11 protein-coding genes are annotated in these 14607 nt (G+C 67.9%); 4 read left to right on the forward strand and 7 right to left on the reverse strand.

Translation table 11 applies throughout. The features are described 5' to 3' along the window. Nucleotides 1-85 precede the first annotated feature (85 nt). Nucleotides 86-460 carry a hypothetical protein gene (locus tag ASE22_RS03010; RefSeq protein WP_056354751.1) on the forward strand — a complete coding sequence of 125 codons (375 nt, stop codon included), beginning with the start codon at nucleotides 86-88 and terminating at the stop codon, nucleotides 458-460. A gap of 141 nt (nucleotides 461-601) precedes the next feature. Here ASE22_RS03010 and ASE22_RS03015 read toward each other — a convergent pair whose 3' ends face one another. The 3 genes from ASE22_RS03015 to ASE22_RS03025 form a co-directional block, all read right to left on the reverse strand. Then, nucleotides 602-1051 carry an SRPBCC family protein gene (locus ASE22_RS03015; RefSeq protein ID WP_056354754.1) on the reverse strand — a complete coding sequence of 150 codons (450 nt, stop codon included), beginning with the start codon at nucleotides 1049-1051 and terminating at the stop codon, nucleotides 602-604. 69 nt (nucleotides 1052-1120) lie between these two features. Continuing rightward, the gene (locus ASE22_RS03020) at nucleotides 1121-2365 is read right to left on the reverse strand and encodes an RNA polymerase sigma factor (protein ID WP_056354757.1); all 1245 of its coding nucleotides are present in this window, start codon (nucleotides 2363-2365) and stop codon (nucleotides 1121-1123) included. After that, nucleotides 2362-2736 (reverse strand): YciI family protein, encoded by a 375-nt coding sequence (locus ASE22_RS03025; RefSeq protein WP_056356264.1) that lies wholly within the window; start codon nucleotides 2734-2736, stop codon nucleotides 2362-2364. Before ASE22_RS03025 ends, ASE22_RS03020 begins: the two co-directional genes overlap by 4 nt. A gap of 204 nt (nucleotides 2737-2940) precedes the next feature. On the opposite strand from ASE22_RS03025, the gene ASE22_RS03030 reads away from it, so the two are divergent. Next, nucleotides 2941-4005: a sphingomyelin phosphodiesterase gene (locus ASE22_RS03030; RefSeq protein WP_056354759.1), complete on the forward strand. Its 1065-nt coding sequence runs from the start codon at nucleotides 2941-2943 to the stop codon at nucleotides 4003-4005. Here ASE22_RS03030 and ASE22_RS27840 read toward each other — a convergent pair. The 4 genes from ASE22_RS27840 to putA all read right to left on the reverse strand — a co-directional run bounded on the left by ASE22_RS27840 (nucleotide 3984) and on the right by putA (nucleotide 10316). Then, a complete protein-coding gene (locus ASE22_RS27840) occupies nucleotides 3984-4115 on the reverse strand; it encodes a hypothetical protein (RefSeq protein WP_268801322.1) in 132 nt (43 codons plus the stop codon). The genes ASE22_RS03030 and ASE22_RS27840 overlap by 22 nt on opposite strands. A gap of 103 nt (nucleotides 4116-4218) precedes the next feature. Continuing rightward, nucleotides 4219-6192: a S9 family peptidase gene (locus ASE22_RS03035; protein WP_056354762.1), complete on the reverse strand. Its 1974-nt coding sequence runs from the start codon at nucleotides 6190-6192 to the stop codon at nucleotides 4219-4221. A 98-nt stretch (nucleotides 6193-6290) separates the two neighbouring features. Beyond that, on the reverse strand, nucleotides 6291-7058 hold the full coding sequence (locus ASE22_RS03040) for a prepilin peptidase (RefSeq protein WP_056354765.1): 768 nt from the start codon (nucleotides 7056-7058) through the stop codon (nucleotides 6291-6293). A gap of 159 nt (nucleotides 7059-7217) precedes the next feature. Beyond that, the gene (gene putA, locus ASE22_RS03045) at nucleotides 7218-10316 is read right to left on the reverse strand and encodes a bifunctional proline dehydrogenase/L-glutamate gamma-semialdehyde dehydrogenase PutA (protein ID WP_056354767.1); all 3099 of its coding nucleotides are present in this window, start codon (nucleotides 10314-10316) and stop codon (nucleotides 7218-7220) included. 109 nt (nucleotides 10317-10425) lie between these two features. Between putA and ASE22_RS03050 the strand changes: the two genes are divergently transcribed. Continuing rightward, on the forward strand, nucleotides 10426-10905 hold the full coding sequence (locus ASE22_RS03050) for an Lrp/AsnC ligand binding domain-containing protein (protein WP_056354769.1): 480 nt from the start codon (nucleotides 10426-10428) through the stop codon (nucleotides 10903-10905). Nucleotides 10906-11216: 311 nt separating this feature from the next. Continuing rightward, nucleotides 11217-14570 (forward strand): TonB-dependent receptor, encoded by a 3354-nt coding sequence (locus ASE22_RS03055; protein WP_056354772.1) that lies wholly within the window; start codon nucleotides 11217-11219, stop codon nucleotides 14568-14570. The last annotated feature ends 37 nt before the right edge of the window (nucleotides 14571-14607 follow it).

Consider the following 14607-nt stretch of genomic DNA (forward strand, 5'->3'; position numbering starts at 1 on the left):
CGCCTTGACGACGATGTGACCGAACGGTACGTGATCATCCATACCACGTACCGATCTGTAACATCTGGTCAGGGGACATATTGTCATGGCCTATCTCGGCTTCTCCCCCCTCGATGGGGAAACCAGGACGGCGACGGCCTCCGATGCGGGGCTGTTCTCGTCCACCGAACTCAGGGTGATCAGTCTCGCCGAGCGCATCGACGCGACGCGGGAGATCGCTCCCAACAGCCGCTTCGGCCGGTTCGTCGAGTGGGCGCTTGGCATCCGCCTCGCCCGCCCGCTCGCCGATCCGCGGCTGGAAAGCCTGCGCCGCTTCGCTTCGATGGTCCGTCATCACACCGACCAGCTGGCCGACGAGGACGTCAGCAGCTTCGTCGCCTCGGGCTATTCGCGCGGCCAGGCGCAAGGTCTGCTCGCCTATCTCGGCGATGAGGGCGGCCGGCGCGGCCGGCTCGCCTGATCCGGAATCCCCGCCGGTCCCTACGGCGGGGCCGGGGGTGGGCACACCGCCCCGTGACGCGATCCGGTCTCCCCCCATTGGCCGTCGATCGCAGCCCACCCCCGACTTCTTGCAAAACCACCCTCATGCCGCGAGGCCGGTTCAGATCGTCTTCGCCAGCGCCTCGAGCTGGTCGGTCGCGATCCCCCACCCCTGGTGGAATCCCATCGCCTCGTGCTGGGCCTTGTCCTCGGCCGTCCAGTGGCGGACTGTCGCGGTGTAGCGGGTCTTGCCGCCCTCGTCCTCGAAGGTGAGGATGCCGGTCATGAAAGGCTTCTCCGAGGGTTCCCAGGCGCTGGTGAAGGCGTCGGTGAAGACCAGCTTCTCGTTCGGGATCACCTCCAGATAGACGCCGCGATTGGGCATTTCCTGCCCCTCGGGCCCGCGCATCACGATCAGGCTCGAACCGCCGGGCCGCAGGTCGACCTCGGCCTTCGAGACACCCCAGGGCGGCGGGCAGAACCATAGCGGTATCAGCTCGGGATCGGTCCAGCAGCGAAACAGCTTGTCGCGCGGGGCATCGATCAGGCGGGTCAGGGTCAGTTCGTGCATCTGGCTTCTCCTGTCGGTCTTGCGTCGGTACGACGGGCGCTGCCGGCGCGATCCGACAGCATGGTGCGATTATTTCGGCTGCGACAGCCGATCGAGCTGCTGGCGGATATAGGCCGCCTCGGCCGCCGAGCCGGCCAGCCCGATCGCGCGGCCGAACGCAGCGCGCGCCTCCTCGTCCCGGCCGAGCTGGTCGAGGAAGGCGCCGCGTGCGCCATGATAATAGAAATAGCCGTCGAGCCGCTCGTCGAGCGGCGCCAGCAGGTCCAGCGCGGCCTCCGGCCCCGCCAGCTTGCCGACCGCGACCGCGCGGTTGAGCGTGACCACCGGAGACGGCTGCATCAGTTCCAGCGTCGCATAGAGCCGCTCGATCTGGGCCCAGTCGGTCGCCGCCGCCAGCTTCGCCCGCGCATGAAGCGCCGCGATCGCGGCCTGCACCTGATAGGGGCCGGGCCGGCGGTGCCGCATCGCCTTGTCGAGCAATGCGAGCCCCTCGGCGATCATCCGGTCGTCCCAGCGGCCGCGATCCTGGTCCTCGAGCAGGACGACCTGCCCGTCGGCATCGAGCCGCGCGCCGCTGCGCGCATGCTGGAGCAGCATCAGCGCGACCAACGCCATGATCTCGGGTTCGGACGGAAACAGGCGCAGCAGCAGCCGGCCGAGGCGGATCGCCTCGCGGCACAGCGGCTCGCGCGCGCCGGCCTCCGCGCCGCTCGCCGAATAGCCCTCGTTGAAGATCAGGTAGACCATCGCCGCGACCGCGCCGAGCCGCTCGGCCCGCTCGATCGCGCCCGGCGTCTCGAACGGGACGCCGCCGTCGGCGATGCGTGCCTTGGCGCGGGTGATGCGCTGCTCCATCGCCTTCTCGCCGACCAGGAAGGCGCGCGCGATCTGCGCGACGGTCAGGCCCGAGACGATGCGGAGCGCCAGCGCGATCGCGCCGGTCGCGGGCAGGTCGGGATGACAGCAGACGAACAGCAGCCGCAGGATGTCGTCGCGATACTGGCCTTCGTCGAGCCGGTCGGCGAGGCCCGCTTCGGCATCGCCGAGGTCCGACAGCTGGTCCTCGGGGGGCAGTTCCTGCGTCCGCGCGGCCTTGCGGACTGCATCGATCCCGCTGTTGCGGCCGACCAGGATCAGCCAGGCGGCCGGATCGCGCGGCGGCCCCTGCTCGGGCCAGCGGGTCATGGCGCGCAGGCATGCCTCCTGATAGGCCTCCTCGGCCATGTCCATGTCGCGGAAGTAGCGCAGCAGCGCCGCGACGGCGCGCGGCCGGGCGGAGTTGAGCGCCGCATCGATCCAGGCAAGGTCGGTCACGATGCGCCGGCGTCGCCCGGACGATAGACCATCAGCGGCCGTACCTCATGCGCGCCCGCCGAGCCGCTGGCACGACCGAGATCGGCCGCGACCTCGATCGCGGCGTCGAGGCTGTCGCAATCGACGACATAGAAACCGAGCAGCTGTTCCTTGGTCTCGGCGAAGGGGCCGTCGAGCACCAGCGGCTCCGCGCCCTTGCGGACGGTGGTCGCCGCGCTCGTCGGCATCAGTCGCGCGACGGGCCCCAGCCGCCCCTCGGCGCGCAGCCTGTCCTGGACCGCGCCGAGCCGCCCCATCACCGCCGTCTCGGTTTCCGCGCTCCAGGCGCCGACCACCTCTTCGGAATCGTAGCAGAGGATCGCGTACAGCATGCCAATCTCCTTTCGGGCCGGTTCCATGATCGCGTCCCGGCCAGGACCGCGCAACCGCCGCCATCCGAGGACGCCGAATTGACCCCGAATCCGACAGGAAGCGCAACGCGGCCGTCAAAAATATTTCGCCGTCCTTCGGCATAGGAAGCGCACCGCAGCGGCCGAGGGGTGCGTGCCGCGGACAGAGCTTTGCGGAGGTCGCCGATGGATGGGATCGTACGGCGGGGCCTGTCCCGTCGGCAGGGCGCGTTCGTGCTTTTTCTGGGCGGACTTCTCCTGCTGCTCGCGACGCGCGGCGCCGCCCGCGAACAGCCCGGCCTGCCGTCTGCCGCGCCACGCGACGAAGCCGGCCTTTCGGTGATGACCTATAATGTCGAGGGCCTCCCGTGGCCCGCCCGCTTCGGGCGCGGCGACGATCTCGCCCGGATCGGCCGTCGGCTGGCGGCGATGCGCGCCGCCGGGATCCAGCCCCGGGTCATCCTGCTGCAGGAGGCGTTTTCCGACGACGCCAAGGCGATCGGGACCGCATCGGGCCATCGCTATGCCGCCTTCGGTCCGTCCAGCGACCTGCCGGGGGAACCCGCCCAGATGCCCGCCGACCGCGCCTTCGCGGCCGACGCCTCCTTCCTGAAAGGCGAGCGCAGCGGCAAGCTGCTCGACAGCGGGCTCGTCATCCTGTCCGACTATCCCATCCTCTCGGTGCGCCGCGCCGCCTTCCCCACCGCGGCCTGCGCGGGCTATGACTGCCTCGCCAACAAGGGGATCGTCATGGCGGTGATCGCGGTGCCCGGCGAGCCCCACCCGGTGGAGGTCGTCAACCTCCACCTCAATTCGAAGCGTGCCTCCGGGGTCGCCATCGACCGCGCCGACGCGGCCTTCCGCCGACAGGTCCGGGCGCTCGACCGGTTCCTTGCCGCCAACCACCTTCCCGGCATGCCGATGATCGTCGCGGGCGATTTCAACATCGGCCGCAGCCCCCGGCGCCGCGCGATGGTGATGGCTGTGCTCGCGCGCCATCACGGCACGGTGCCGCGCGACGTGCTTTCGGCATGCGCGGACGGACTGTCGGCCGATGCGCGAAGCTCGCGCCGCCGCGCCAAGGACTGGCAGTTCCTGATCCCGGGCGGCGCGACCGATCTGGTCGTGCGCCGCATCGCCACCCCGTTCGGCCGCGAAGCCGACGGTTCGATGCTGTCGGACCATGTCGGCTATACCGCCTATCTCGCGATGGCGGCGAACGGGACGGCTCAGCCGTCCCCGCGCGGATAGATGAAGATCGCAAGATAGCGGCCGGTCGGGCTGACCGGCGTCTCGGGTCCGTGCAGGGGCCCCGAATCGAACGGCAGCGATGACGGCGGAACGTCGAGTACCGACGCCATGCCTCGCAGGGTCGAGCGCAAGCCGGAGATACCTGCGGCCGCGGCGGGATCGGCGACCGAGGGAGTCTGGCGCGCTTTGCCGCACGCGGGATAGCCGGCTTCGCTACATCCCCATCGACTGCCGCAGGAAAGCGTCGCTCTCGCGGAGCATCTGCGCGCGCATCTCGCTGTCCTCGATCTGGTGGTCGCGGTTCTCGAAGATGACGGTCTTGTGCGGGACCCCGGCCGCGGTGAGCGCCTTGTCCATCACCCGCGTCTGTTCGACGTCGACATTGCGGTCCATCGTGCCGTGGAACAGCATGACGGGCACCTTGATCCGCGCCGCGTTGCGCGCGGGCGACCCCTGTTGGATCTGCGGGCCCGATCCGATGTAATCGCTGACGATGCGATAATCGCTCCACCAGCGGGAATCCTCCTTGAGCAGAGGCAGGTCGGTGACCGGCGCGATCGCGACCACCGCCTTGAACAGGGCCGGATCGACCACCGCCGACTGGAGCGCGGCATAACCGCCATAGGACCAGCCGACGACCCCGAGCTTTTTAGGATCGGCGATCCCCTGCTTAATCAACCAGCGCGCACCATCGTCGATGTCGCCGATCGCGGTCGGCCAGGACTTGAAGCCATTCTGCAGGAACCAGTCCTCACCATAACCCGACGAACCTCGGAAATTGGGCTGGAGCACCGCGAAGCCGCGCGCCGCATAATATTGGGCAAGCCAGTCGAACCCCCATTCGTCCCGCGCGCTGGGCCCGCCATGCGGCATGACGATCGTCGGGAGATTCTTGCCTGCGCTGCCGGCCGGCAGGGTGAGGTAGCCCGGAATCATCGTGCCGTCGGCGGCCGGATAGGAAACCGGCTTCATCTCGCCCAGCCGGACCCCCTCCAATTGCGGACGCGCCGGCTGGAAGATCGCCATCTCCTTCGTCGTCCGGTCGAGGATGTAGTAGACCCCGGGATCATCGTCGCTGCCCGCCCAGATCAGCAGCTTCTTCTCGTCGACGCTCGAATCGACGATGCGGACATTCGGCTGCTTTGGCAGCGCCTTGGCCAGCGATTCGCGCAGCTTGGCAAGATCGGCATCGAAATAATTGGCCTGGCGGACGTCGGTGGCATAGCTGGCACCGATCACCCGGTTGCGGCGGCCGATGTGCACCACGCCGTCGACATCGACATCGGGCCGGGCGAACACAAGTTCCTCACGCAGCGATCCGTCGAGCGACCTGCGATAGATGGCCTTGCGCCCGTCCTTCTTACGAAAGCCATAGACCGCGTTGCGCTCATAATCGACCGAATCCGGCTCGAAGCCGGCGTCGGTGACATAGTTATAGTCGGACAGCGGCTCCCATTTCTTGCTGCCGGTCTGCCGATAATAATAGCGCGTGACGCCAGTGTCCCGGCCAGCCTCATTCCGCTGCGCCACCCCCTTGATCCTCAGCGTGCCGCGCCGGTCGCTGAGATAGGTAGCGATATTCTCCTCGGCGGTTTCCAGGCGCGCCGCGTTCAGATTGCGGGTATTGATCTTGTCGAGGGTCATGCCCCCCTCGCTCTTGCCCAGCCGGGTACCCAGCCGGGAATCGGGGAGCTGCAGCCGGGTCATCAAGACACTGCCATCCTCGTCGGGAAGCCAGTCGATCACCTCGCCGCCACGCAGGTTGAAGCCGCGCGAAGCGCTGTTGCCCGTCGTGCTGAGCATGCGCGGATTGCCGCCATTGGCATCGATCGCGACGACCCGCGAATAGGGTATGATGCCGGCCGTGGCGAGCTGGGGCGGTCGAGCGAGCCCCCATATTCCGCAGACGAGGCGATCGTTCGCAATCCAGTTACACCCGGACAGTCGATCGGGCTCGCCGTTCATCACAAGCGCGACCTTCGGCTCCTTGTCGATGCCCGGCGCATAGGTCAGCAGCGCCGATCCCTGCCCCTTCGTCGGAACGATATAGGCGAGCCGCGATCCGTCGGGCGACAGGCTGATCTGCTCGATCTGCTCGCGCGCGCCGAAGGCGGTGGCGAGATCGGTCTGTGCCGAAGCGCCCGTTGCGGCCAGTGCCAGAACGGCCGCGATGAATCTTACGGTCATGAAATGCCCTCCTGCCCCGGACCCTGTTTAGGCGAGGCGCCGGCGCGGGCAAGCGCGATCCTGTCCATAATCGAACGACTTAATGAGGGAGGCCTGCCTCAGCCCGCGATCGTTCCCGCGGCACCGGCGATCCACACGCCCCAGGCTGCGAGCGCCAGGAACGGGCCGAAGGGCAGGCGCGAGGTCGCGCCCAGTCGGTGGCCCGCCAGCAGGAGCAGGAGCGCCGCCGCCAACCCCGCCAGCGCCCCGCCGAGCAGAACGAGCGGCAGCATGTGCCAGCCGAGCCACAGCCCAATCGCGCCGAACAGCTTGGGATCGCCGCCGCCCATGCCCTCGCGGCCACGCAGGCGCCGGTAACCGAAGCGTACCGCCTCCAGCAGCAGGAACCCCGCCGCTCCCCCCGCCATCCTGTCGATCGGATCGGGTGGAAACCCCGCGAGGCCGACCGCGAGCCCGGCCGCTGCCAGGGTTCCGGTCAGTGCGTTCGGCAACCAGAAATGACGGAGATCGAGCATCGCCAGGGCCAGCAGCAGCCAACCGAACAGGGCGCCGACGATCGCCTGCGGAAGATCGGGCGCCACGACCACGCTCACGACGCCGATCGCAGCGGCGAGCAGCTCGGTCAGCGGATGGACCGGGTCGATCCGGCCGCCGCAACAGGCAGCCCGGCCGCGCTGCACGGCATAGCTGAGGATCGGCACCAGCCGCGCCGGGCCGAGCGCCGTCCCGCAATGGTCGCACGCTGATCGGCCGCGCGCGACCGACCGGCCCTGCGGCCAGCGGATCACGATCGTCGCGATGAAGCTGCCGAAGATCACCCCCAGCAGCGCGCCTGCCGCGATCAGCATTGCGGTCCCGAATCCCATGCCGCCCGCTGTCATGGGGCCGTCATGCGTTCATGCAATAGGGCCGGACGGAAGGATAGTGGTGAAGCATATGCGCAACGTCGGAAGCTGTCAGTGGAGCCTGCTCGGCCGGCTGCTGATGTTCGCCACCCGCAACACGGCCGCGCCGGCAGCCGAGCGTCAGAGGTTGAGCAAGGCCGGATCGCCGCCCTGTGCGGTGATGTTCACCGAGACCGCCCGCTCGGTCGCATAGCGCAGCAGCGCATGCGGTCCGCCGGCCTTGGGGCCGGTGCCCGACAGCCCCTCGCCGCCGAACGGCTGCACGCCGACCACCGCGCCGATGATCGAGCGGTTCACATAGACGTTGCCGGCCGGGACCAGCGCGCGCACCTCGTCGGCGAAGCGCTCGATCCGGCTGTGGACGCCGAGCGTCAGGCCGTAGCCGCGCGCGGCGAGCCGGCCCGCGACCTTGGCCAGGTCGGCCGGGTCGTAGCGGACGACGTGGAGGATCGGGCCGAACACCTCGCGCTCGAGGAAGTCGGCGGCGGGAATCTCGGCCATCAGCGGCGCGAAGAAATCGCCGCCCTCGGGGGCCGCGCATTCATGCAGGATGACCGCCTCGCGCGCCAGCCGCTCGCGGTGGGCGGCCAGCGCGGCCTTCGCCTCGGCGTCGATCACCGGGCCGACGTCGGTCGAGGAGTCGGCCGGATCGCCGATCACCAGCGCCTCCATCGCGCCCTTCACGGTGGCGATCATCTCGTCGGCGCTGTCATGCGGCACGAACAGCAGGCGCAGCGCCGAGCAGCGCTGCCCCGCCGAGCCGAAGGCCGAGAGGATGACGTCGTCGACGACCTGTTCGCGCAGGGCGGTGGTGTCGACGAACATGCCGTTCAGGCCGCCGGTCTCGGCGATGAACGGGATGATCGGCCCGTTACGGGCGGCGAGCTGGCGGTTGATCGCCCAGGCGGTCTCGGTGCCGCCGGTGAAGGCGACGCCATCGATCCCCGGATGGTCGACGATCGCCCCGCCCACGGCCGCTCCGTCGCCCGGCAGCAGGGCGAGCAGCGCCGGATCGAGTCCCGCCTTGTGGAACAGGCGGACGGCGCGCGCCGCGATCAGAGGGGTCTGCTCGGCGGGCTTGGCGAGCACGGCATTGCCCGCCGCCAGGGCCGCTGCGATCTGGCCGGTGAAGATCGCGAGCGGGAAGTTCCACGGGCTGATGCAGGCGAAGACGCCGCGCCCGCGCAGTTCGAGCTGGTTGGTCTCGCCCACCGGGCCCGGCAGCGGCGTCGGCGCGCCGAACTGCCGTTCGGCCAGATCGGCATAATAGCGGCAGAAATCGACCGCCTCGCGCACCTCGGCGACGCCATCGTTGAGCGTCTTGCCTGCCTCCAGCGACAATAAGGCGACGAGCGCGTCCATCTCGCCGTCGAGCGCGTCGCCCATCGCCCGCAGTACGCCCGCCCGGCCGCTGCCGCCAAGGCGGTTCCACGCCGGCTGGGCCTTGCGCGCCACGGAGACGGCGCGATCGATGTCGGCCGGAGTCGCGGTCGAGGCATGGCCGATCACCCGGCCCCGGTCGGCCGGACTGCTCACCGGCGCGGACGCCGACGCGACCAGCCGGCCTTCGACGATCGCTCCCGCCGTCTCGCGCTCGCCGGCGACCAGGGCGATCGCCTTGGCCGCCTGGCCGCGAGTCTCGACCAGCGAATAGTCGCGGCCGAGCGAGTTCTTCCGCGATGGGCCGTAAATGTCGGCGGGCAGCGCGATGCGGGCGTGGCGGGCCGGATGCGCCGCGACCGCGCCGATCGGATCGGCGACGACCAGGTCCGCCGGCACCCGCTCGTCGAGCAGGGCATGGACGAAGCTGGTGTTGGCGCCGTTCTCCAGCAGGCGGCGGACCAGATAGGGCAGCAATTCCTCATGCCCGCCGACGGGCGCATAGGCGCGCAGGCGCAAGTCGCCGTAGCGCTTTTCCGCCGCCGCATAGAGCGCCTCGCCCATGCCGTGCAGCCGCTGGTGCTCGATCGTGACGCCCGCGCCGTCTGCCATGGCGCGCACCGCCGCCAGGGTATGGGCGTTGTGGCTGGCGAACTGCGGATACAGCGCCGGGCTGGCGTCGATCAGCGCACGCGCGCAGACGAGATAGGACAGGTCGGTCGCCGCCTTGGTGGTGAAGACCGGATAATCGGGGCGGCCCGCGACCTGCGCCTTCTTGATCTCGCTATCCCAATAGGCGCCCTTGACGAGACGGACCATGATCCGCCGGCCGCTCGCCTCGGCCAGGTCGCGCAACGCGCCGATCACGGCCAGGCCGCGCTTCTGATAGGCCTGGACGACGACGCCCAGCCCCTTCCAGTCGCCCAGCTCGGGCTCCTTCACCAGCCGTTCGATCATCTTGAGCGAGATGACGAGCCGGTCGGCCTCCTCGGCGTCGATCGCGAAGTTGAGGTCGTGGCGGGCGGCGATCAGCGCGAGCCGCAGCACGCGGGGATAGAGCTCCTCCCAGACGCGGGCTTCCTGCACCGCCTCATAGCGCGGGCACAGCGCCGAGAGCTTGACCGAGACGCCGTGGCCCAGTTCGGGCCCGGCGCCCCTGGAAGCCTTGCCGACCGCCTCGATCGCGTCGGCATAGATACGCTCGTAGCGCGCCGCGTCGGCGGCGGTGCGGGCGCCCTCGCCCAGCATGTCGAACGAGCAGAGATAGTCCTCCTTCCGCGCCCGCGCGAGCGCATCGCCGATGGTGCGGCCGAGCACGAACTGCTCGCCCATCATCTTGACGGCGGCGCCGACCGCCTGGCGGATCACCGGCTCGCCTACCCGCGCGGTGATGCGCTTGAGGAAACCGCCCAGGTCGCTTTTCGCCTCTTCGTCGACGTCGACCAGCTTGCCAGTCAGCATCAGGCCCCAGGTCGAGGCATTGACGAACAGGCTGTCGGACTGGCCGAGATGGCTGGCCCAGTCGGCCGAACCGATCTTCTCGGCGATCAGCCGGTCGCGGGTGTCGGCATCGGGGGTGCGCAGCAACGCCTCCGCCAGGCACATCAGCGCCAGCCCCTCGCGCGTACCGAGGGAGAATTGCTGGAGGAAGCTCTCGACGACGCCCTGTTTCTTCGTGGCCCCCCGTGCGCCGTCGACCAGCGCGGTCGCCTCGGCGACGATGGCGGCGCGTTCCTGGTCGCTCAGCGGCTGGCGATCGAGCAGGGTGCGGATCACCTCGTTCTCGTCGGCATATTTGCCGGCGTCGATCATGTCCCAGTTGGAAAGCAGGCTGGCCATCACATCCTCCGAAGATCGGCCATGATCGCCGACATATCTCCATGATATTGCCATCGATGCCGAATGTGCTTCATATTATTCGCCTCGCAGACGAAGGAATCCTCCCGGGATGAGCATTGAGCCGAAGCATGTTCCGATCGACGAAACCGATCGCCGCCTGCTGCGCGCGCTGCAGGAGGACGGACGAATCACCAACCAGGCGCTGGCCCAGCGCTGCGGCCTCTCCCCCGCCGCCTGCTTCGACCGGGTGAAGCGGCTGCGGGAGCGCGGCGTCATCACCGGCTATACCGCGCTGCTCGACCCGGCGAAACTCGACCAGGCGCTGATGATCTTCATCGAAGTGTTGCTCGACCGCACCACCGACGATGTCTTCACCGCCTTTTCCGAACATGTCCGGCGGGTACCGCAGGTGATGGAATGCCATATGGTCGCGGGCGGGTTCGACTATCTGCTCAAGGTCCGCGTGTCGGACATGGCCGCCTATCGCAGCTTCCTCGGCGACATCCTGACGGCGATGCCGGGCGTGCGCGAGACGCGGACCTATGCCGTGCTCGAAGAGGTCAAGCTCACCACCAGGCTGGCGGTCTGACGCCGCCCCCTGGTCGCGCCGGTTCCGGGATCGGCGCGACCGGCGATTCGGGTCGCATGTGGCCAGATCCGGCCGATTCATTTCGCTCCACATACGTACTTTACCCGCAGTGCAGCGCGATTTTCGGCCATTTCCTGACATCGTTGAAACTATGAACCTCCGTTGAACCAACCGCCATAGAACGGTAACGAACGGGGCATAACAGCACGGCCAGGGACACAAGACGAAGGCGATGACGGGCGTCATCGGCAACGTTTTTTGTGCACCGCACAACGACGTCTATCGCCAGGTGCGAAAAAGGGGATCTACACATGCGTAACTTGAATCTCGGCTGCGCCGCCGGTGCGATCGCCGTGGCCATCGTCGCGAGCGCTCCGGCCTTCGCGCAGGAAACGACCTCGGCGATCCAGGGCAACGTCACCGCCAACGGCGCGCCCGTCGTCGGCGCCGCCGTGACCATCACCCATGTGCCGTCGGGCACGCGGTCGACGCTGACCACCGACAGCTCGGGCAGCTTCAACGCCAACGGCCTGCGCATCGGCGGCCCCTTCACGGTCGTCGTGAAGGCGCCGGGCTATCCGACCGCGCAGGTCACCGACATCAACACCGTCATCGGCCAGCCCTATTCGCTGCCCGTCGAGCTCGCCGAGCAGGGCGGCCAGGAAATCATCGTCACCGCGAGCAGCATCAAGAATGCCCGCACCGTCTCGCAGGGTCCGGCCACGGTCCTGACCACCGCCGACATCGCGCAGGTCGCCACGATCAACCGCGACATCCGCGACCTGATGCGCCGCGACCCCTTCGCCCGCCTCGACGACACCCCCTCGGGCGGCCGTGCCGTCTCCTTCGCGGGTCAGAATGCCCGCTTCAACCGCTTCACCGTCGACGGCGTGCCGATCACCGACAATTTCGGCCTGAACCCGGACGGCTTGCCGAGCCGCCGTTCGCCGATCCCGCTGGACGCCGTTGGCCAGTTCCAGACCAAGGTCGCCCCCTATGACGTCCGCGAAGGCAATTTCCAGGGAGGCGTGATCAACATCGTGCTGCGTTCGGGCACCAATGATTTCCAGGGCACCGGTTTCTACGCCTATTCGTCGGACGAGCTGAGCGGCAAGAAGACCAAGAAGGGCCCGGGCGTGCCGACCGGCAAGGTCACCCTGCCGAACTTCAAGTACAAGAATTACGGCGCCGAGCTGTCGGGTCCGATCATCAAGGACAAGCTGTTCTTCATGGTTGCCGGCGAGCGCATCCGCGCGCCGCGCCCGATCTCGGAAGGGCCCAGCGACAACAATGCCGGCATCGCCATTCCCAACCTGACCCAGGCGATGGTCGACGACGTCGTCAGCATCGCCAAGAACCGCTATAATTACGACGCCGGCGGGGTGCTCGACACCAATGGCGACAAGGACGACCGCCTGGTCGCCAAGCTCGACGCCAACCTGTCCGAAACGCAGCGCCTCTCGGTCACCTACGCCTATGCGAAGGACCAGATCTACCTGACGAACAACGTCAACAGCGGCACCGCCGCCCCGGGTCTCGGCCTCTCGTCGAACGCCTATATCCAGGGCAACAAGCTGCACACCGGCGTAGTCCAGCTCAACTCCGACTGGTCGGACGATTTCTCGACCGAAGCGCGGGGCTTCTACAAGAAATATGTCCGCCTGCAGGATCCGCTGATGGGGCGCGGCTTCGCCCAGTTCCGGGTCTGCACCGCGCCGACCTCGGATCGCGGCACCGCCGCCTCGCCGACCGGCACCACCGAGGCGACGGGCTGCCCCGCCGGCGTTCCGATCGTGTCGATCGGCCCGGACAATTCGCGCCAGACCAACGCGCTCAACACCAAGACTTTCGGCGGATCCTTCCAGGCGCGCCTGACCAGGGGCGACCACGACATCCGCGCCTTCACCGAATATTCGAACGTGAAGGTCTTCAACGCCTTCCTGCAGAACACCGCCGGCAATTATTATTTCGACTCGATCGCCGACTTCCAGGCGGGCAACGCCCAGAGCCTGCAATATCAGAACGCCATCCCGTCGCTCGATCCGGACGATGCCGCCGCCCGGTTCAGCTATCAGACCTACACCTTCGGCCTGCAGGATACGTGGCGCCCGGATCCGACCTTCAGCCTGTCCTATGGCCTGCGCTACGACCTGTACGGGGGTGAGAGCCGGCCGGCGTTCAACATCAACTTCCTGAACCGCTACGGCTTCAACAATATTTCCTACCTGAACGGCCGCAGCCTGCTGCAGCCGCGCCTCGGCTTCGACTGGAAGCCGTCGCCGCGGCTGTCGGTGCGCGGCGGCGGCGGCATCTTCGGCGGCGGCGCACCCGACGTCTACGTGTCGAACAGCTTCTCCAACACCGGCATCCTGAGCAATACCCAGCTGATCCGGATGAGCAATAACGGCGGCTTCAACGTGCCCAACCTGACCGGCGCAGCCGCCGCGACCGTCGGCAGCGCCGCCCTGATCGGTGTCGACGGCACCATGATCCGCGACGCGGTGAACCAGTATATCGCCAACGGTTCGATCATCCCGGCCGCGACCACCAATGCGCTGGATCCGAACTTCAAGATCCCGTCGCAATGGCGCGCCACCGTGTCGTTCGACTATCGCGCCCAACTCGGCCCGCTCGGCGACGACTGGCAGTTCGGTGTCGACCTGCTCTATTCGAAGGTCCGCAACCAGGTGTTCTTCACCGACCTGCGTTCGGTGCCGGTCGCCGGCTCGCTGACCCCGGACGGCCGCCAGCGCTATAACGGCCTGCTCGGCTTCAACGACGGCAACGCCGACTATTATCTGACCAACACAAAGAAGGGCCGCAGCTACATCGCCGTCGCCCGCCTCGACAAGGACTGGGATTTCGGTCTCTCGGCCGGCATCCGCTTCACCTATCAGGACGTCAAGGACCAGGCGCCGGCGACCTCGTCGACCGCTTCGTCCAACTATGGCAATGGCGGCTTCCTCGACGCGAACGGCGCCGCCTACGGCATCTCCAACGACCAGGTGAAGTACAACATCAAGTACAACCTGTCGTTCGAGCGGGCGTTCTTCGGCGACAACAAGACCACGATATCGCTGTTCGGTGAAACCCGCATCGGCCGGCCGTACAGCTACACCATGTTCGACCCGGCTTCGGGCCGCAGCCCGGTGTTCGGCACGGTCGGCAGCGGTTCGCGCTACCTGCTCTACGTGCCCAAGATCGGCGGCGATCCGCTCGTCTCCTATGACTCGGCGGCGACCCAGGCGGCGTTCGAGAACTTCGTCCGCACATCGGGCCTGGAGAAATATCAGGGCAAGATCGCGCCGCGCAACAAGTTCAACTCGAAATGGTTCACCCGCTTCGACCTGCACCTGTCGCAGGAAGTGCCGACGGGGCTGGGCGACTCGAAGGTGACCTTCTTCGCGGACGTCGAGAACTTCACCAACCTGATCAACAAGAAGTGGGGCCAGATCCGCGAATATGCCTTCCCCTACACCTCGGCACCGATCCGCGTCGCCTGCCTGACGACGCCTGGCAATGCCAACGGCCAGGGGACCAAGGCGACCAGCTCGACGCAGACCTGCGCCCAATATCAATATTCGAGCTTCACCCAGCCGACCGACACGGTCTACTCGAGCCAGTCGCTCTACGCGATCCGCGTCGGCGTCCGCTTCTCCTTCTGATCGCAGGAAAATCCCGGAGAGGGGCCTCGCGCAAGCG

Origin of the sequence: Sphingomonas sp. Root720 (assembly GCF_001428605.1) — a bacterium.
Lineage (GTDB): Bacteria > Pseudomonadota > Alphaproteobacteria > Sphingomonadales > Sphingomonadaceae > Rhizorhabdus.

Bases quoted from the DNA above. Each gene is read 5' to 3' on its own strand.
- ASE22_RS03035 (WP_056354762.1), bottom strand. From the start codon at position 6,192: ATGACCGTAAGATTCATCGCGGCCGTTCTGGCACTGGCCGCAACGGGC.
- ASE22_RS03010 (WP_056354751.1), top strand. From the start codon at position 86: ATGGCCTATCTCGGCTTCTCCCCCCTCGATGGGGAAACCAGGACGGCG.
- ASE22_RS03030 (WP_056354759.1), top strand. From the start codon at position 2,941: ATGGATGGGATCGTACGGCGGGGCCTGTCCCGTCGGCAGGGCGCGTTC.
- ASE22_RS03040 (WP_056354765.1), bottom strand. From the start codon at position 7,058: ATGGGATTCGGGACCGCAATGCTGATCGCGGCAGGCGCGCTGCTGGGG.
- putA (WP_056354767.1), bottom strand. From the start codon at position 10,316: ATGGCCAGCCTGCTTTCCAACTGGGACATGATCGACGCCGGCAAATAT.
- ASE22_RS03050 (WP_056354769.1), top strand. From the start codon at position 10,426: ATGAGCATTGAGCCGAAGCATGTTCCGATCGACGAAACCGATCGCCGC.
- ASE22_RS27840 (WP_268801322.1), bottom strand. From the start codon at position 4,115: ATGGCGTCGGTACTCGACGTTCCGCCGTCATCGCTGCCGTTCGATTCG.
- ASE22_RS03055 (WP_056354772.1), top strand. From the start codon at position 11,217: ATGCGTAACTTGAATCTCGGCTGCGCCGCCGGTGCGATCGCCGTGGCC.
- ASE22_RS03025 (WP_056356264.1), bottom strand. From the start codon at position 2,736: ATGCTGTACGCGATCCTCTGCTACGATTCCGAAGAGGTGGTCGGCGCC.
- ASE22_RS03015 (WP_056354754.1), bottom strand. From the start codon at position 1,051: ATGCACGAACTGACCCTGACCCGCCTGATCGATGCCCCGCGCGACAAG.